At 68.9% G+C, this 18,708-nt stretch carries 14 protein-coding genes and 1 tRNA gene; 8 read left to right on the top strand and 7 right to left on the bottom strand.

Annotated elements, in window-relative coordinates:
• Positions 1-35 precede the first annotated feature (35 nt).
• Both ABZX92_RS21415 and ABZX92_RS21420 read right to left on the bottom strand, forming a co-directional pair.
• Positions 36-1,271 (bottom strand): tetratricopeptide repeat protein, encoded by a 1,236-nt coding sequence (locus ABZX92_RS21415; RefSeq protein WP_355561968.1) that lies wholly within the window; start codon positions 1,269-1,271, stop codon positions 36-38.
• Positions 1,154-2,800, bottom strand: coding sequence for a BTAD domain-containing putative transcriptional regulator (locus tag ABZX92_RS21420; protein ID WP_355561971.1), 1,647 nt, complete (start codon positions 2,798-2,800; stop codon positions 1,154-1,156). Before ABZX92_RS21420 ends, ABZX92_RS21415 begins: the two co-directional genes overlap by 118 nt.
• A 103-nt stretch (positions 2,801-2,903) precedes the next feature.
• Here ABZX92_RS21420 and ABZX92_RS21425 point away from each other — a divergent pair, with 103 nt between their 5' ends.
• Entirely contained in the window at positions 2,904-3,938 is a 1,035-nt protein-coding gene (locus ABZX92_RS21425) for an ADP-ribosylglycohydrolase family protein (RefSeq protein ID WP_355561974.1), read from the top strand.
• Positions 3,939-4,118: 180 nt separating this feature from the next.
• Entirely contained in the window at positions 4,119-5,681 is a 1,563-nt protein-coding gene (locus ABZX92_RS21430) for a cytosine permease (RefSeq protein ID WP_355561977.1), read from the top strand.
• Positions 5,682-5,783: 102 nt separating this feature from the next.
• On the opposite strand, the gene ABZX92_RS21435 is transcribed toward ABZX92_RS21430, so the two are convergent.
• The 3 genes from ABZX92_RS21435 to ABZX92_RS21445 are packed head-to-tail and all read right to left on the bottom strand — an operon-like array spanning position 5,784 to position 8,359.
• Positions 5,784-6,524 (bottom strand): FAD:protein FMN transferase, encoded by a 741-nt coding sequence (locus ABZX92_RS21435; protein ID WP_355561980.1) that lies wholly within the window; start codon positions 6,522-6,524, stop codon positions 5,784-5,786.
• Positions 6,525-6,526: 2 nt separating this feature from the next.
• Positions 6,527-7,012, bottom strand: a complete 486-nt coding sequence (locus ABZX92_RS21440) for an FMN-binding protein (RefSeq protein WP_355561983.1) — start codon at positions 7,010-7,012, stop codon at positions 6,527-6,529.
• A 12-nt stretch (positions 7,013-7,024) separates the two neighbouring features.
• The gene (locus tag ABZX92_RS21445; protein WP_355562001.1) at positions 7,025-8,359 is read right to left on the bottom strand and encodes a ferredoxin reductase family protein; all 1,335 of its coding nucleotides are present in this window, start codon (positions 8,357-8,359) and stop codon (positions 7,025-7,027) included.
• 166 nt (positions 8,360-8,525) lie between these two features.
• Between ABZX92_RS21445 and ABZX92_RS21450 the strand changes: the two genes are divergently transcribed.
• Both ABZX92_RS21450 and ABZX92_RS21455 read left to right on the top strand, forming a co-directional pair.
• Positions 8,526-9,224 carry a response regulator transcription factor gene (locus ABZX92_RS21450; protein ID WP_355562004.1) on the top strand — a complete coding sequence of 233 codons (699 nt, stop codon included), beginning with the start codon at positions 8,526-8,528 and terminating at the stop codon, positions 9,222-9,224.
• Between the two features lie 8 nt (positions 9,225-9,232).
• Complete coding sequence (locus tag ABZX92_RS21455) at positions 9,233-10,630, top strand: HAMP domain-containing sensor histidine kinase (RefSeq protein WP_355561986.1); 1,398 nt, start codon at positions 9,233-9,235, stop codon at positions 10,628-10,630.
• 89 nt (positions 10,631-10,719) lie between these two features.
• On the opposite strand, the gene mgrA is transcribed toward ABZX92_RS21455, so the two are convergent.
• The gene (gene mgrA / locus ABZX92_RS21460; protein WP_355561989.1) at positions 10,720-11,748 is read right to left on the bottom strand and encodes an L-glyceraldehyde 3-phosphate reductase; all 1,029 of its coding nucleotides are present in this window, start codon (positions 11,746-11,748) and stop codon (positions 10,720-10,722) included.
• Between the two features lie 40 nt (positions 11,749-11,788).
• Here mgrA and ABZX92_RS21465 point away from each other — a divergent pair, with 40 nt between their 5' ends.
• The gene (locus ABZX92_RS21465) at positions 11,789-13,450 is read left to right on the top strand and encodes a hypothetical protein (protein WP_355561992.1); all 1,662 of its coding nucleotides are present in this window, start codon (positions 11,789-11,791) and stop codon (positions 13,448-13,450) included.
• A gap of 62 nt (positions 13,451-13,512) precedes the next feature.
• Here the strand turns inward: ABZX92_RS21465 and ABZX92_RS21470 are convergent.
• Positions 13,513-13,585, bottom strand: a tRNA-Thr gene (locus tag ABZX92_RS21470).
• 260 nt (positions 13,586-13,845) lie between these two features.
• On the opposite strand from ABZX92_RS21470, the gene ABZX92_RS21475 reads away from it, so the two are divergent.
• The 3 genes from ABZX92_RS21475 to otsB all read left to right on the top strand — a co-directional run.
• Complete coding sequence (locus ABZX92_RS21475) at positions 13,846-15,189, top strand: threonine/serine exporter family protein (protein WP_355561995.1); 1,344 nt, start codon at positions 13,846-13,848, stop codon at positions 15,187-15,189.
• A gap of 70 nt (positions 15,190-15,259) precedes the next feature.
• A complete protein-coding gene (locus ABZX92_RS21480) occupies positions 15,260-16,693 on the top strand; it encodes a trehalose-6-phosphate synthase (RefSeq protein WP_112262674.1) in 1,434 nt (477 codons plus the stop codon).
• A gap of 48 nt (positions 16,694-16,741) precedes the next feature.
• The coding region (gene otsB, locus ABZX92_RS21485) for a trehalose-phosphatase (RefSeq protein WP_355561998.1) at positions 16,742-18,708 on the top strand (1,967 nt) is incomplete at its 3' end.

Below are 18,708 nucleotides of genomic sequence, written 5' to 3' on the forward strand. Positions count from 1 at the left end.
ATCCCATGTTTTGGGACCAGACGACTAAACACCCGCTAAACCTCGGACGACAGCGAGTCCAGAGCCGCCCGCACCTCGACCGCGCGAGCCGAGTTGACCTGCGCGTACAGCCGCAGCGCCTCCGTCAATTCCGCTGCCGCAGCAACCCATTCCGCCCGCCGGAGCAGCACTCCGCCGAGCACCTGGCGACCAAATCCCTCCAAATAGGTCACCTCGGCGACGGCTGCCTGGTCAACGACCTGGCGGGCGAGCGACTCGGCCTGGTCCAAGGAGCCGGCTTGCAGTGACAGCTCGGCCAGGTTCGCGAGACCGCGGATCAACGCCACCTGGTCACCGGAACGCCGGTACACCTCGACCGCGTGAGCCTGGTGCTGCAGAGCCACGTCCACGCGTCCACGGGCCTGTTCGACCTGGGCGACGTTGTTCAGCCCGTGGCCCTCACCGACGACGTCACCTGCCTGCTGCGCGAGTTGCACCGACTCCCAGAAGTGCAGCAACGCCTCGTCGTGGTGCTTCAGCCGGAACAGGACGTCCGCGAGCTGGGCGAGCGTCAGCACCAGATACTGGCGCTCGCCCAGCTCGGTCGCGATCCGGTGCGCGCGGCGAGCGTCCGGCAGCAGGACAGGTCGTCCCAGCCGGGCGTTCGTCGTGTAGGTCGTGTCCAGCATCAGGACCTGTCCGAGGCGGCTCCCCGTCACCTCGGCCGCGGCCAGGCCGAACCCGACCAACGCCACCCACTCCCCGGTGAGTGCGCGCACGGTCGCGTAGGGGTGCAGCAGCCGAACCAGCTGCCACACCTGGTCGTGCAAGCCCGACTCGGCGGCCGCGTGCACGATCGCGACGATGTTGGGCCACTCCTGGTCGAACCAGTCGATCGGGTCGCCGAAGCCCGGTAACGACGTGGAACCGTTGTCCCCCAACGCGAAGTCCAGGCCGTCGCGCGCCGGTCGGATGGCCCGGCGGACGTGGTCGCACGCGACGAGGTAGTAGTTCACCAAGCGCCGCAACGAGTCCAAGTCGGAACGGCCCGCTCCCCGCACGTACAGCCGCACCAGCTCGTGCATCGTGAACCCGTCCGGCCACGGCTCGACCAGCAGGTTCACCTCGACGAGCTGGGCCAGTCGCGAACGGGCGGACTCCAGCCGGATCCGGGTCAGCGCGGCAACGGCGTGCGACGACATCCAGCGGCCGGGCGCCAGGCCGACGGACGTGAACACCTCGCCGAGCTCTGACGGCAGGTCGCGGGTCGACAGGTCCAGCGCCCGCGACACCCCACGCCTGCCTCAGGTAGGTCCAAGCCACGCAACCGGTGCCCGTCGTCGGCCAGCTCCCCGACCAGCTCCTCGACCGTCCACTCAGGACTGATCACCAGCTTCGCGGCGGCCACTCGCAACGCCAGCGGCAACCCACCACAAAGCTCGGCGAGCTTTCTGGAAGCCACCGGGTCCTCCGCGGACAACGGCCTCCCCAGCACGTCGTCCACCAGCTCCCGCGCGGCCTCGTCGTCCAACGGGCCGAGCTTGCGCACCCGAGCGCTGTTCGTGACGACCAGCCGCTCCAGGTGCGAGCGCGACGTCACCAGCACCACCGAGCCGGAACCCGGCGGCAGCAACGGTTGCACCTGCTCGAAGCCCGTCGCGTCGTCCAGCACCACCAGCACGCGGCGGCGGTTGAGCAGCGACCGGTACAGCCCGACGCGGTCCTCCACACCTACCGGCACACCATCGGCCGGAACACCCAGCGCCACCAGGAACCTGGTCAGCACCTCACTCGGCTCGGTGTCGCCCAGAGCAGCGAACAGCACGCCGTGCGGGAACATCTCGGCGTTCTCGTGCCCCCACGTGATCGCGAGAGCGCTCTTGCCCACCCCAGGAGCACCGGTCAGCACAGCCACCGTCGTGCCGAGCAGGTTCCGCGCCGCACAAACGTGGTCCAGCCAGGCGATGTCGTCAGAGCGGCCGAACAACCGCGAAGCAGAAGCGGGCAACAACGCCGGCGCCACGATCCCGGCCCGCGGCGCGACCGGACGCGACTCGACCGGGCCGATCAAGCTGAGAGCGGGGTCGTCGCGCAGCACCTGCTCCTGCAGCAACCGCAGCTGCGGCCCGGGATCGATGCCGAGCTCCTCGCTGGCCCGACGCTGGAACCGTTGATAGGCCTCCAGAGCGTCAGCCCGCTGCCCGGACCGGTACAACGCCCGCATGCTGTGCGCCACCAGGCGTTCGCGGTACGGGTACTCGGTGCACAACCCGCGCAGCTCGCCCACGAGCTCCAGGTGCCGGCCCAGTTCGAGCTCGGCGTCGATGCGTTCCTCCAACGCGGAGAGCCGGAGCTCCTCCAGGTCGGAGGTCATCGGGTCGCCCGGCACGTCGGACAGCACCGGCCCGCGCCACAGACCCAACGCCTCGCGCAGCAAGCCCGCCCTGATGGCGGCGGGCTTGCCGCGGGAAGACGCCACGAGCTGCCGGGCGCGGTGCAGGTCGAGGCGCCACGGGTCGACGGTGAGCTGGTAGCCGGTCGGCGTCGTGCGGATCGTCGCGGAGGCCGACGGGTCGGCCTCCTCCAGCACCTTGCGCAGCCGCGAGACATAGCCGTGCACGATCGTCCGTGCAGTGGCCGGCGGCGAGTCGGTCCACAGCGCGTCGACGATCTGGTCGATCGAGACGGGTCGGTTCGCCTCGACGACCAGCATGGCCAGCAGTCCGCGCATGCCGCGACGACCGAGCTGGATCAGCCGACCGTCCGCGAGCACCTGGAGTGGACCGAGCACGCCGAACTCGAGTCCGGTTTTGCTCCGCATGCCCCTCCCTCACGCCCGCTGACCTTGTCACTTCAACAGGTGTGCCGGCCGGGGTCTCAGATACAAGTACGGTTCAAGTTCGCGGGACGCTACTGTTCACCCCGTGCCGCGAGATCGGAACTCCGTGGTTGACCGCGGCGCCGGGTGTCTTCTCGGCGGCGCTCTCGGTGATGCGCTCGGCGCGCCTGTGCAGTACCTCGGCTGGGCTGACATCCAGCGCGAACACGGTGCCGAAGGTGTGCTCGCCCCGCCGAAGCCCGCGCTCTTCACGGACGACACCCAGCTGACGCTCTTCACCGCCGACGGCTACCTGCGCGCCTGGGTGCGCGGGAAGCGGACCGGTGAGTGGGAACCGTCGGAGATGGTGTGGCACAGCTACCGGCGCTGGCTCGTCACCCAGCAGCAACCGGCCCCCGAGCGGGGCGCGGCAGGGCTGCTCGCGGACGAACGGCTGTACGAGAGCCGTTCGCCGGGCCTGACGTGCCTGCGCGCGCTCGCGGCGGACACGATGTCCACCCCGACCGATCCGCACAACGAGTCGTCGGGCTGCAACGGCGTCACGCGCACCGCACCTGCGGGTTTCGCACCTTCCGCGGCCATCGCGTACGACCTGGGCTGCCGGTTTGCTGCTTTGACGCACGGCGGCACCGGCGGCTGGGTCTCGGGCGGCGCGCTGGCGTTGCTGATCCACCTGCTCGCCGTGAAGGGCAGGCCGTTGCGCGAGGCGATCGACCAGGTCATCGGTCGTGTCCTGCGCGACGACACCTACACGGCCACCGTGCTCACGCGCGCCGTGGTGCTGGCCGAGGAGCACGACGGCACCGGCTCGGTGCGCGTCGACCGGCTAGGCAGCGGCTGGACCGGCCCCGAGGCGTTGGCGATCGCGGTCTACACGGTGCTCACGCATCCGAAGCCCGTGCAGTTCGTGGACGCCATGCGCGCTGCGGCCAACCACTCCGGCGGTAGTGACGCCACGGCGGCGTTGACCGGCAACATCCTCGGCGCGCTGCACGGCACCGAGGCCATCCCTCGCGACTGGCTGAGCAGCCTGGAGCTGGTCGACGTGCTGGACGCGATGGGCCGCGACCTGGGCTGCTCGGCCGTGAACCTCGACTTCAACGAGGACCGCTACGCCTAATTTTTGGCACGCGGGGGCCCCGCGTACCCGCCTGGGAAACGCGGGGCCCCCGCGTGCCAAAAAGGCAGGATGTTTTGGCCAATTTGCGGACGGAGATTGGATGAATCATCCAATGGTTGGGGGCACGCCGGGTTTGTAGCGTCGGCGCACTGGCTGCTGACCTGCGAGGAGACCGCGCCCATGGCAGAGAACGCACCCCCGGTCACGCAGGTTGAGACCAACGGGATCGAGCGAATCCCGGACGAGGAGCGCACGGCGACGCCGTTCGACCTGTTCCGGCTGGCCTTCGGTGGCGCCAACACGTTCTCCACGTGCGTGCTCGGCGCGTTCCCGATCCTGTTCGGGCTCTCGTTCTGGCAGGGACTGGCCGCGACGTTGCTGGGTGTGCTGGTGGGCGCGTTGATCCTCTGCCCGATGGCGATCTTCGGCCCGATCAACGGCACCAACAACGCGGTGTCGTCATCGGCGCACCTGGGCGTGCACGGACGGATCGTCGGCTCGTTCCTGTCGCTGCTGGTCGCGGTGGCCTTCTTCTCGCTCGCGGTCTGGAGCTCGGGTGACGCGCTGGTCGGCGGCGCGAACCGGCTGTTCGGACTGCCGCGCAGCACAGTCAGCTACGCCATCGCGTACGCCGTTTTCGCCGTGCTCGTACTCGTCGTGTGCACGTACGGGTTCCGGTTCATGCTCTTCGTCAACAAGATCGCGGTCGTCTCGGCGACCGCGCTGTTCGTGCTCGGTGTCGTGGCCTTCGCGGGCGACTTCGACCCGTCGTACGCCGGCATGATCACCTCGGACGACCTGTTCTGGCCCGCGTTCATCGGCTCGGCGCTGATCGTGCTGTCTAACCCGGTGTCGTTCGGCGCGTTCCTCGGCGACTGGTCGCGCTACATCCCGGCGAGCACCCCGCGCCGCCGGGTGGTCGCCGCCGCGTTCCTGTCCCAGGTCGCCACGCTCGTCCCGTTCCTGTTCGGCCTCGCCACCGCCGGCATCATCGCCACCAAGGCACCGTCCTTTGTGGACCCGGCGACCCAGGACTTCGTCGGCGGGCTGCTGGCGATCGCCCCGCAGTGGTTCTTCCTGCCGGTCTGCCTGCTGGCGTTGATCGGCGGCATGTCGACCGGCACGACCGCGCTCTACGGCACCGGCCTGGACTTCTCGTCGGTGTTCCCGCGGCTGTCGCGCGTGCGGGCGACGGTGCTGGTCGGCACGCTGTCCATCGCCTTCATCTTCATCGGCCGGTTCGGGTTCGACCTGGTGCGCAGCATCTCGACGTTCGCCACGCTGATCGTCACCTGCACCACCCCGTGGATGGTCGTCATGATGCTCGGGCTGTTCACCCGGCGCGGCTGGTACGACCCGGAGGCGCTGCAGGTCTTCAACCGGCGGCAACGCGGCGGGCGGTACTGGTTCGCGCACGGCTGGAACTGGCGCGGCATGACGGCGTGGTGGGTCGCGGCGGTCGTCGGCCTGCTGTTCACCAACATCCCCGGCCAGTTCGTCGGGCCGCTGGGTGATCTCGCCGGTGGGGTGGACATCAGCCTGCCGCTGTCGATCGTCCTCGCCGCGGTGCTGTTCCTGGCGCTGCTCTTCGCCTTCCCGGAGCCTCGCGCGGTCTACGGGCCGGAAGGATCAAGGCTCGTGCCGACCACGGACGTGGCCGTCCAGGAGATCACCGGAAAACAGGAACAGCCCGTGGGGAGCGCTCCCGAATTCGCTCACCCACGGGCTGTTCCGCACGAGTAGTTGGTCAACAGCTGGCCGGGTCTTGCCCCGAGCGCGAGCTCCGATCAGCTCTTGATCAACGAAATCCGTGCCCCGGAGTCGAAGCTCCGTTGGCCGGGCATGTTAACAGATGTGTACCGGAAGTCCAGGACTGCGGAACACCCGACGATCTTCGTCGACGATGAAGACCTCGCAGTCCTCCTGCGCCGCTGCCCACTCGATCCCGTCCCTGCCCAGCGCAAACGCTGCTGTGGCAGTGGTATCGGCGATGGCGAGATCGTCCGCGAAAACCGTGACCGAAAGAATTCCCGTGACGGGCTTACCGGTACGGCCGTCCAGGATGTGCTGGCCGCGCTCGTACAACGCTGACGTGGCAACAGCTCCGTCCCGCACTCCAAGAACGACACACATCTGATCAGCGATGTCTGGATGCCGAACGCCCACGCGCCAAGGCTTTCCGGCCTCGGGCTCGCCGGCCACGACGACGTCGCCACCGGCGTTGACGCAAAACGCCGTCGCTCCGCCCTCGCGCAGGATGTCGGCGGCGCGCTGCACGGCCCAGCCCTTCACCACGGCGCACGGGTCGAGCCCGCGTCCCGGCACCTGGGCGGTGAACGCGCCGCCGGTCGACTCCTCGTACCAGTCGCACAGCGAGAGGACCTCGACCAGGTCCGGGGTGAGCTCTTCCCTGGTGAGCTCACCCCGGTCCAGCCTCGACACCTCGCTGTCCGGCTTGAACGGCGAGAACTGGGCGTCTGCCTCTCTCAACCAGGCGAAAGCCCGTTCGGCCAGGGCGGCGTCCCGGTCCCGCAGGTCCACCGAGATCGGCAGGCCCATGATCTGCTCGACGCCCCGGAACGACATCGCTACTGCGCTCCGTCGAGCGCGGCCTGCAGCGACTGCTTGTAGCCCTGCGAGGTCGCGGTCGCGCCGGACACCGTGTCGATGTCAGCGCTCTGGGCCTTCAGCGCCTCCTGTTTCAGGATCGGCAACGCCATCCTGGTCGGCTCGCTGTTGGGTGCCCGCACGGCCTTCACGTCGGTGATCTTGGTGCCCTGCAACGTGACCTGGACCTGCACGGTGCCTTCGGACGTGTTCACGGCCGGGCCGTTCACGGTGCGGGCCTGGGCCTGCTGCTGGGTCGGCTGCTGCTGCTGCTGTTGCTGGGTCGTCGGTGCGGCCCCGGACGTCTTGGGAGCCGCACTGGTCGTCTTCGGTGCCTGGGTCTGCTGCTGGGTTTCCGGCGCGGCGACCTCGCTGATCTCACCCTCGTGCGCCGGGCCCGGCGAGTACAGCCAGACCGGGACCAGGCCCGCGACACTCAGCGCCAGAACGGGAATTGCCCTCTTCACGTCGTCGACCTCTCAGTTGGCCAGCGCGAAGCGCTCGGCGTGGACCTGGTTGCTGGGCACTCCCAGTTCGTCGAGGCTGCGCACCACGGCGTCGGTCATGCCGTTGGGGCCGCAGATGAACACGTCGCGGTCCAACACGTCCGGCACCAGCGCGTTGATGTTCTCCGGGCCGAGCAACGGACCGTTCGCGGTGATCGTCTTCGAGGAGCCGGTGACCAGGCGCAACACCGCGCCCTTGGCCCGTGCGAGGCCTTCGAGCTCGCGCAGGAGCACGGCCTCGCGCGGGTCGGTGACGCGGTAGAGCACCACGACGTGCCCCTTGATCTCCTCCAGCAGCGCGCGGATCGGCGTGACACCGACACCACCCGCCACGAGGAGCGCGTTCTGCTTGGTCTGGTGCATGGTCGTGAAGGCGCCGTACGGGCCCTCGGCGAACACGCGGGTGCCGACCTTGACGTTGCGGATGTCGGCGCTGCCTTCACCGAGCGCCTTCGCGGTGAGCCGCAGGTACTTGCCGTTCGGCGCCGCGGACAGAGAGAACGGGTTGGCCTGCCACCAGCGGTCCTTGGTCAGGAAGCGCCACAGGAAGAACTGGCCTGCCTTAGCGCCCAGCCGGTCCAGGTCCTTGCCCTCGATGTAGACCGAGACGACGTTGTGCGCCTCCGGCACGACCGCGGCGACGCGGAACTGGTGGCGCCAGTTGCGCCAGAACGGGAGCACCAACCGTCCGATCACGACAGACCCGATGGCGAACGCCCAGAGCGCCCACCAGTAGCCGGTCGCGAGCGCGGACTTGCGGAACGTGCTGCCGACCGCGACCTGGTGCGTGAACGCCAGGAAGATCGCGATGTAGGTGTACAGGTGGATGAAGTGCCAGGTCTCGTACGCCAGCTTGCGCCGCGCGAACCGGGCCGACACCACGCCGACGACCATGATGATCGTCCACGCGACCAGCGCGCGGAGGATGCCTTCCAGCTCGGTGGCCTGCCGGATGATCTCCGCGATCGGGCCGTCGTCTCCCGCGTTGCCGAACGCGATGAAGGTCAGGTGGCCGATCAGCATCCAGAAGATCGTGAAGCCGGTCCAGCGGTGCCACGAGGTCAGCTTGTCCATGCCCAACCGGCGGTCGAGCCACGGCAGCCGCGCGACCAGCAGCAGCTGGAACGCCATCGCCAGCGCGCCGTAGAGCCCGGTCAGCCGGCCGAAGTTGACCAGCTTGTTCGAGCCGACGCCGGCGGCGTTGAACAGGTACGTCGCGAACGCCGCGTTGGCCAGGAGGAACGCGTAGAGGCCGGCTTTGGCCAGCACCTTGTGCGGCGTCGCCCGGCCGGCCGGAGCCGGTCGCACGGGTTGCTGCAGGGTGGTCGTCACGGCGGGCTCCTCGGTCAGGGCGGTCGGCAGTCGGTTCGGTCTTTCTCGATCCTCAGCGTCCGAGCTGTGGCTCCCCTATGCCCGCGCTGTCGACTTCCTGTCGATCGAGCGAGGTGAGCACCAGGTGACGCACCATGAGCACGTGGACAAGGGGAACTCGGTTCGATTGCTCGTCGTCGACGATGAGCCGCACATCGCTGACCTGGTCGCGACGGTCGCCCGGTACGAGGGCTGGCAGGCCGCGACCGCGCTCAACGGTGAGGAGGCTTTGCGAGAGGCCGCCGAGTTCCAACCGGACATCGTCGTGCTCGACCTCATGCTGCCTGACCTGGACGGATTCACCGTTCTTGATCGGATGCGCGCGGCCGGGGCGATGGTCCCCGTGGTCTTTCTGACGGCTCGTGACGGCACTGCGGACCGTGTGGCGGGACTCACTCGCGGGGGCGACGACTACCTCGTCAAACCGTTCTCGGTCGAGGAGCTGATGGCCCGGCTGCGGGCCGTGCTGCGCCGTTCGACAGGCCCGTCGTGGAAGCGATCTGTGCTGAAGGTCGCAGACCTGGTGATGGACGAGGACACGCGCGAGGTCCGTCGCACGGGCAAGTTGGTGACGTTGACCCCGACCGAGTACGAGCTGCTCAGGTACCTCATGCGCCGTTCACCGGCGGTGCTGACGAAAGCCCAGATCCTCGACCACGTGTGGGAGTACGACTTCGGCGGCCGCTCGAACGTGGTCGAGCTGGTCGTCTCCCACCTGCGCCGCAAGCTCGACGACGGCCGCGAGCCGTTGATCCACACCGTGCGCGGTGTGGGGTACGTGCTCCGCCGAGCCGCGGAGTGAAACCCCGGATGAACCGGCCGCTCCGCCTCGGCACGCGGCTCGCGCTGGGTCTGGGCGCGCTGGCGCTCGCGGTGTTCGCGATCGTCGGCGCGGTCATGGTGACGTCGATGAAGACGTTCCTCGACAAGCGGCTCGACGACCAGATGGCGATGAGCCAGACCGGCGCGTCCCACGACGTCGAGTACTACGGCAAGGTCACCAAGCTCCCGCCGACCTGGTTCGCGGTCGTCTACAAGGTGGAGAACGGCGAACTGGTCGCCCAGCCCGGCGACCAGCACCCGGACGACCGCGAGGAGTTCGACGAGATCGCGAAGAAGGCGTTGACCAAGGACACCCTCGAGACCGGGTACCTGCGCGGCGAGGGCAAGTTCCGGCTGCGCGCGTGCCCGATCAAGGAGAACGAGATCGTCCTGGTCAGCGCCGCGCCCATGAACGACCGGGACGGCACGATCTCCCAGCTGATCACGGTCAGCGTGGCGGCGTTCCTCGCTGCCCTGGTCACGCTGGTCGTCGGCGGTCAGGCGCTGCTGCGGCGAGGGCTGCGGCCGCTGTCGGACATGGCCGACACCGCGCACGACATCTCCTCGCAGGACCTGACCGACTCGGCCGACCTCACCGTGCGGGTGGACGGCGACGGCGGCGGTGTCGAGGTGGACGAGCTGCGCGAGGCGTTCAACAAGATGCTCGCGCACATCGACACTTCTTTGGCCGCACGCACGGCCGCAGAGCAACGACTGCGGCGGTTCATCGCCGACGCGTCACACGAGCTGCGCACGCCGCTGACGTCGTTGCGCGGCTATGCGGACCTCTTCCGGTACGCGGCGGCCAACGAGCCGGGCGAACGCGAGAAGCACCTGGAGAAGCTGCGGTCCGAGGCGTCGCGGATGAGCGTGCTGCTCGACGACTTGTTGTTGCTGGCACGCCTGGACTCCGCGGAGTCCGAACCGCCGCTGCGCCCGGAGGAGCTCGACCTGGCGCAGATCGCCGAGGCGGCCGGAGACGCCTTCCGCGCGGTCCGTCCGTCGCACTCGCTGGAGATCGACGCGGACACGGTGACCATGCGCGCGGACGCCACGCGGTTGCGGCAGGTGCTCGACAACCTGCTGACCAACGCGGCCGTGCACACGCCGGCCGGAACCGCGGTGTCGGTGCGGGTGCGGGCCGAGGACGGCTGGGCGGTCGTGCAGGTGAGCGACACCGGTCCGGGCATCACGGAGACCGACCAGGAGCGGATCTTCGACAGGTTCTACCGCGTCGACAACTCGCGGACCCGCCAACGCGGCGGCAGCGGCCTGGGCCTCGCCGTGGCCCAATCCCTCGTCCACGCCCACGGCGGCACCATCACCCTGGCCAGCCGCCCAGGCGCCACGACCTTCACCATCCGCCTCCCCCGCCACCCGCTCTGACCGCACGCGGGGAGCTTTCGTTTGGCAGGACCGCACGCGGGGGCCCCGCGTGCGGCAGAAGCGCACGAAAGGTCCCCGCGTGCGGTTGGTCAGTCGGCCTGGGAGCTCGTGGCCCACAGGTCGATGCCCGACTCGACTGCGTGCTTGTCGATCTCGGCCAGCTCGTCGTCGGTCAGCGGCGGTGCCTGCAGGGCCGCGAGGTTCTGCTCCAGCTGGTTGACGGACGACGCGCCGATCAACGCCGACGTGACGCGCGGGTCGCGGATCGTCCACGTCAGCGCGAGCTGCGCCAGGCTTTGACCTCGTGACTTCGCGATGTCGTTGAGAGCGCGGATCCGGCTGAGGTTCTCGTCGCTCAGCAGGTCCGTCGACAGCGACTTGTTCTGCGCCGCACGGGAGTCCGCCGGCACGCCGTCGAGGTAGCGGTCGGTCAGCATGCCCTGCGCGAGCGGCGAGAACGCGATGCAGCCCGCGCCGACCTCCTCCAGCACGTCCAGCAGCTCCGGCTCGATCCAGCGGTTGAGCATCGAGTACGACGGCTGGTGGATCAGCAGCGGCACGCCCGCACTTCGCAGCATCTCGGCCGCCTCACGGGTCTTCGCGGGCGAGTACGACGAGATGCCGACGTAGAGCGCCTTGCCCTGCTGCACCGCGCTGACCAGCGCGCCCATCGTCTCCTCGAGCGGAGTCTCCGGGTCGAACCGGTGCGAGTAGAAGATGTCGACGTAGTCGAGGCCCATCCGGGTCAACGACTGGTCGAGCGAGCTCAGCAGGTACTTGCGGCTGCCCCACTCCCCGTACGGCCCTGGCCACATGTCGTAGCCGGCCTTGGTGGAAATGACGAGCTCGTCGCGGTAGGGCCTGAGATCATCGGAGAGGATCTGCCCGAACGTGACTTCCGCCGAGCCATAAGGCGGCCCGTAGTTGTTGGCGAGGTCGAAGTGCGTGACACCGAGGTCGAACGCCCGCCGCGCGATGCCGCGGCCGAGCTCGTACGGCCGGTCGCCGCCGAAGTTGTGCCACAGACCGAGCGAGATCGCCGGCAGCTTGAGACCGCTGCGGCCACTGCGCCGGTAAGTCATCTGGTCGTAGCGCGCGCTATCCGCGAGGTAGGACATGGTGCCCACAATGTCACGTCCTAGTGAGACAGAGCAGGACATGAAACGCGCCGCCGAGGCCGGTGAGATCCTCCGTCTCGGTCGTCGCCACGACAACGTGCTGCGCGCCCAGGCCATCCGCGACCTGCTGCGCTCGGGCAGTGTCGACCCACGCGGAATCCTGGTGGTCGGTGCACGCGTCGCCGGTGCCCTCGACCTCGACTTCATCAGCACCTCGACGGCCCTGCAGCTGGACGACTGCGTGTTCGAGGAACCCCTCTCGATGCACGACACCGAACTGCCGGCGCTGTCGCTCGACGGGTCCACGCTGCCGGGACTGCACGCCGAGAACCTGCGCACCCGCTACCTCACGATGCGGGGCACGCGCTGCACCGGGATCGTCGACCTCGAGAACGCACGCATCGACGGGTCACTGCTGCTGTCCGGCGCGACCGCGATGCCGTTGTTCGCCACCGGCCTGCACGTCAGCCGGAGCGTGCAGGCCGACCGGTTGTACGCGAGCCGGGTCTGGCTCGACAGCTGCGACATCGGCGGTGAGGTGTACCTCCACGAGGCGGTGATCGTCAGCGAGGACGGTCTGGCCCTCGTCGCCAACAACGCGACCATCGGCGGGGACCTCAACCTCAACAACGCCTTCGTCAAGGCGAGCGGCGACAGCGCGGCAGTGCTGCTGACCGATGCCACGGCGAGGAACCTGCGGATGTCAGGGGCCGTGCTGCGCAGCGCCGCGGGCACGGCCCTGCTCCTCGACGGCGCGCAGTTCCTGCACGAGGTGCGGCTCAACGCGTTCGACGCTCGCTCGAACGGCGCCGACACGGTCCGCATGGTCGACACGCACATCGGCGCGGGTCTCGTCGTCAACGGATCGGTGCGCAACGACCACGGCCAGGCCTTCGTGCTCCACCGCACGAAGGTGGGTGCGAGCATCACGATCACCAACGCCACGATCGAGTCGAACAGCAGGCTGTCCACCGTGGACCTCATGGACGCGGTGGTGAACGGCGAGCTCGTCATCGAGTCGAGCGAGCTGGTCAACCGCCGCAGAGGGCACGAGCTCGAACTGTCCGGCACGAAGGTGGGCAACCTGCTCTCGCTCGGCGAGGAGGAGTTGGTCGAGGCTCCCTGGTTCAGCCTGGCGCTCGACGGACTGACCTACCCGAACCAGCCGCAGGAAACCGATGTGTGGCTCCGGATGCTGCGCGATCACACGTTCACCTACGAAGCCCAGCCGTACCAACAACTTGCGGCCGTGCACCGCGCCGCCGGCCACGAGCACACCGCCCGCAAGGTGTTGATCGCCCAGCAACGGGACCTCCGCCGCCGCGGCGACCCCGGCAACAAGCTCTGGCACTGGTTCCTCGGCGTCACCCTCGGCTACGGCTACAAGCCGTCGAGAGCGGTCGCCGGACTGCTCGTCACGTTCGTCCTGGCGCTCTGTCTCGTGTGGACAACGAATGCCTATAACGGCCTTGCACCGGCCAAGGACCGCGGCCCGGACGCCTGTTCACCGGTGAACAGAATCAGTCTTGCGGCGGATCTCGCCATCCCGCTCGTGAAGCTCGGCGGCACACCGAGGTGCGAACTGGCGAACGGACCAGCCGGGCAGTGGGCGACCGGAGCAGGCTGGGTGGTGCAGATCCTGGGATGGTCGTTCGCCACATTGTCAGTCGCGGGGTTCACCGGACTGGTTCGCAAAAGCTGACGAACTGTCACATCGAATTGAGACGAGGGCCCGCCCACCTGGGCGAACCCTCGTCGGATAAGAGCCGGCGAGGGGAATCGAACCCCTAACCTTTCGCTTACAAGGCGAGTGCTCTGCCAATTGAGCTACGCCGGCCTGGCTCGTGTTCGCGAACATCGTAAGCGCCCGTTGCGGGAGCTACCTGCGGCGAACGGTCTGCTCTCAGTGTGATCGGATTGCTCCGGTAGGAGGCACACCAACCAACTGAGTGGATCAGTGCGCCGGACAGGCCGCCTTGACCAGGTCAGGAGGGTAACCAACGGACAGTGATCATGTCCTCCTTTTTGGGTCGCCCGATCGGAGGTGGCAGACGCCACAGCAACAGTCGAAGGACCTCTCACGATCACACGACGGAGGTGCGCGAGATTTCCACGAACAACCTGCACGGCCCCGCTCTGCCCGATGACACCACGGTTCACCTGGTACTCGATCTCGCTCTGAAGATCGGCGAGGTCCAGATGTCCAGCGGCGCGGGCGCGGCGGACGTAACAGCCACGATTCTCTCAGTCACCGAGAGCTATGGACTTCCGCACACGGAAGTCGACGTGATCTACACCTCTATCAGCGTGTCCTGTCACCGCGGCACAGAGGCGCCCCCGATCACGTCGATCCGAGTCGTCCGGCAACGCAGTCTCGACTACACGCGACTCGCCGCGGTCGAACATCTCGTGCGCAATCTCGGCGAGATCGAGCACGCTCACAAAGAGCTTGAAGACATCACCAACGCCAAGCACCCGTATCCGCGTTGGGTCGCCACGGCCGCATGGGGAGGAATGGCCGGAGCGGTCGCGTTCCTCGTCGGTGGCGGGCTCGTGCTCGCGATCACCGCCGCGGCCATCACCGCCGTGGTCGACCGGGTCGGCCGTGTCCTCAACCGGCGCAACCTGCCGTTCTTCTTCCAGCAGCTCGTCGGTGGTGCGCTCGGCACCGGCGCGGCGCTCGCCATCTTCTCGACCGGGTTGCTGCCGGTGCGGCCGAGCCTGCTGGTCGCCGTCGGGATCGTCGTGCTGCTGTCCGGGCTGGCGCTGGTCAGCACCGTGCAGGACGCGATCTCCGGCTACAACGTCACCGCCGCGGGCCGCACCGTCGAGACCGTGCTGCTCAGCGCCGGTCTGATCGCGGGCGTCGCGCTGGCGATCCGCGCCGCTGTCCACTTCGGACTGGACATCAAGCTCAGCGACCCGTTGCCCGCGCTGATCTCCGCGGTGCCGATGCAGTTCGCGGCCGGCGCGGCGACCAGTGCGTTCTTCGCGCTCGCCTGCTACGCCCGGCCTCGTGCGCTCGTCGCCGCCGCCATCTCCGGCGCGATCGGCACGGCCGCCTACGGTCTGGTCACGAGCTTCGGTCTGGACGCGCTGCTGTCCTCGGCCGTGGCCGCCGCGATCACCGGGTTCGGTGGCGCGACGATGACCCGCCGGCTGCGCATCCCGACGCTCGTCGTCGTGCAGGCGGGCGTGGTCCCGTTGCTGCCCGGCTGGACCACCTACCGGGGCCTGTTCCAGCTCACCGCGGAGGGCGATCCGGCCGGTTTGAGCACTTTGGTGTTCGCGAGTGGTATTGCTCTCGCACTGGCCGGAGGGGTCGTGTTCGGCGAGTACCTGGCCCAGCCGGTGCGCACCGGACTGGGCCGTTTGGAGCGCAAGTTCGCTGGTCCGCGCATGTCCGGACCGCTCAAACCCACCAAGCGTCGGTTGGAGTGAACGTTGCTGTGACGGGGGTTACACGACACGCCCCGGACACGCGTCCGCACTAGCCTGGGTGTTTGTGAGCATGGACATTGGCGAGAACGGGGCGGAATTCGTAGTCGTGGCCAACCGGCTCCCGGTTGACCTGGAGCGCCTGCCCGACGGCACAGAGCGGTGGAAGCACAGTCCTGGAGGGCTGGTGAGCGCGCTCGAACCGTTCCTCCGCTCACACAGCGGCGCGTGGGTCGGCTGGCCGGGCGTGGCCGACGCCGACGTGTCGCCGTTCGAGGACGACGGCCTGCTGCTGCACCCGGTCCCGCTGTCGGCCAAAGAGGTCGAGGACTACTACGAGGGCTTCTCCAACGGCACGCTCTGGCCGCTCTACCACGACGTCGTCGCGCAGCCCGCGTTCCACCGGCACTGGTGGAACTCCTACCGGCAGGTCAACCAGCGGTTCGCCGACGCGACCGCGAAGATCGCCGCGCAGGGTGCGACGGTGTGGGTGCAGGACTACCAGCTGCAGCTCGTCCCGGCGATGCTGCGCGAACAGCGACCCGACCTGAAGATCGGCTTCTTCCTCCACATCCCGTTCCCGCCGGTCGAGCTGTTCATGCAGCTCCCGTGGCGCACGGAGATCATCCGCGGGCTGCTCGGCGCCGACCTGGTGGGCTTCCACCGGCCCGGCGGCGCGCAGAACTTCCTCTGGCTGGCTCGCCGGCTCGTCGGCCTGGAGCCCAGCCGCGGCACGGTCGGTGTCAGGACCCGGCCAGGTGTCGTGCAGGTCGGCGACAGAACGGTGCGCGTCGGCGCGTTCCCCATCTCGATCGACAGCGCGGGCCTCGACGCGGTGGCCCGGCGCAAGGAGACGCAGGCCCGCGCGAGGCAGATTCGAGAGGACCTCGGCAACCCCAAGCGCATCCTGCTGGGCGTGGACCGTCTCGACTACACGAAGGGCATCGACGTCCGGATCCGGGCTCTGTACGAGCTGATCGCGGACGGCCGCGTCGACCCCGAGGACGTCGCGATGGTCCAGCTCGCCACGCCGAGCCGGGAGCGCGTCGACCACTACAAGACCATGCGCAAGGACATCGAGCAGTCCGTCGGCCGGATCAACGGCGAGTTCGGGCGGGTCGGCAAACCGGTGGTGCACTACCTGCACCAGTCGGTGAACCGCGAGGAGCTCGTCGCGTTCATGAGCGCCGCCGACGTCATGGTGGTGACGCCTGTTCGGGACGGAATGAACCTGGTCTGCAAGGAGTACGTGGCCTGCCGATATGATCTTGGTGGAGCTCTGGTGCTCAGCGAGTTCGCCGGCGCTGCCGCAGAACTGACCAGTGCGTTCCTGGTGAACCCCCATGATCTGGACGGTGTCAAGAACGCTCTGCAGGCCGCCCTCGACATCGATCCTGCTGAAGGCCGCCGTAGGATGCGCGCGCTGCGCCGCCAAGTCCTCACCCACGACGTTGACCGTTGGGCGAGGTCGTTCCTGGAGGCGTTGGGCACGCAGACCTCGGTCTGAATCCTTTCAGATCCCCATATCAACCCGACGAGTGCTCCAGGAGGGGCGTTGACCGCCGAGGCCCTCCCCGCCGACCTGCGCAGAGCTATCTGTCAGCTCGCGCGGACCCCGCGACTGCTGGTCGCCAGCGACTACGACGGAACACTCGCGCCGATCGTGGCCGACCCGGAGCAGGCTCGCCCGCTTCCGGAGTCGGTGAACGCGCTGCGTTCGCTCGCGATCCTGCACGAGACCACATCGGCCGTGATCTCAGGTCGTGCGCTGCGCGACCTGGCCACGCTCTCTCGCCTGCCCGGCGAGGTTCACCTGGTCGGTTCCCACGGCTCCGAGTTCGACGTCGGCTTCGTCCACGCGCTGGACGCGAACGCCAAGGCGCTGCTGCGCCGCATCGAAGCGGAGCTGGAAGCGATCGTCGACGACCACGAGGGCGTGCACCTCGAGGTCAAGCCGGCCTCGATCGCGGTGCACGTGCGCCGCGCCGAGGCCTCCATCGGCGAGCGCGTGCTCGACGCCGTCCGCTCCGGTCCGTGCACCTGGGAAGGTGTGCAGGTCACCGAGGGCAAGGCCGTCATCGAGCTCGCGGTCGTCGAGACCAACAAGGGCCACGCCCTCGACATCCTGCGGCACCAGGTCGGCGCCACCGCGGCGATCTTCCTGGGCGACGACGTGACGGACGAGAAGGCGTTCGCGCGCCTGTCCGGTCCCGACGTCGGCATCCGCGTGGGTGCCGGGGAGTCGCTGGCCGAGCACTACGTGAAAGACCCGGCCGACGTGGCCACGGTCCTCGCGTTCCTCCTGGAGGAGCGCCGGGCGTGGCTGCACGGCGACCAGGCCGTGCCGATCGAGCGGCTGACGATGCTCGCGAACGAGCGTTCGGTGGCCCTCGTGACGCCCGACGCCAAGGTCAACTGGTTGTGCCACCCGGAACCGGACTCGGCCGCGATCTTCGCCGATCTGCTGGGCGGTCCGGACGCGGGGCACTTCTCGATCAAGCCGGAGCACGGGTCGCTGCCGCTGGGCCAGCGCTACCTGCCGGGCACGATGATCGTGGAGACCCGCTGGTCACGGCTCCTGGTGACGGACTACCTGGAGCACGACCTCGCGTCGCACCGCACGGACCTCGTGCGGCGGATCAGCGGCTCCACCAACGCGGTGATCACGTTCGCGCCGCGGCCCGAGTTCGGCCAGGTGCCGGTGCGGCTGCTGCGTGAGCGCGACGGCCTGCGCGTGGTCGGCACGTCCGACCCGATGGTGCTGCGCTCGCCGGGCGTCGACTGGGAGATCACCTCCGACGGCGTCCAGGAGACCGCTCGCGCGGTCGTCCGGCCGCGTGAGGGCGCGGCGGTGTTGCTGGAGCTGCGGTGCGGCACCGACGACCTCTCCGAGCACGCGCTGGCCGAGTCGGTCCGCCGTGATCGTGCGGCGGGCTACTGGTCGGACTGGGCGGCGGGGCTTCGGCTGCCGACCGTGCAGACCGACCTGGTGCTGCGCTCTGCGTTGACGTTGCGCGGCCTGGTGCACAAGGACTCCGGTTCGATCATGGCGGCGGCCACCACGTCGTTGCCGGAGGAGCTGGGCGGTGTCCGCAACTGGGACTACCGCTACTGCTGGCTGCGGGACGGCGCGATGACCGCCGCCGCGCTCGTGTCGGTGGGGTCCTTCGCCGAGGCCGACGGCTTCCTGGCGTGGCTGCACGGCGTCCTGGAGACCATCCCCGGTCCCGAGCGCCTGCACCCGCTGTACACGTTGCACGGCACGCAGCTCGGTGCCGAGGCCGTGATCGACACGCTGCCCGGGTACGCGGGTTCGCGTCCGGTGCGCGTCGGCAACCTCGCCAACCAGCAGGTGCAGCTGGACGTGTTCGGCCCGGTCGTCGACCTCGTGGTGCAGCTGGCCACGGCCCGCGGCTCGCTGTCGGACGCCGACTGGACGATGGTCCAGGCGATGGCCGAGGCCGTCTCGCGGCGCTGGCACGAGCCCGACCACGGCATCTGGGAGGAACGGCACGCGCCGCG

It is taken from the genome of Lentzea sp. NPDC006480 (genome assembly GCF_040611995.1).
In the GTDB taxonomy this organism is placed as follows: domain Bacteria; phylum Actinomycetota; class Actinomycetes; order Mycobacteriales; family Pseudonocardiaceae; genus Lentzea.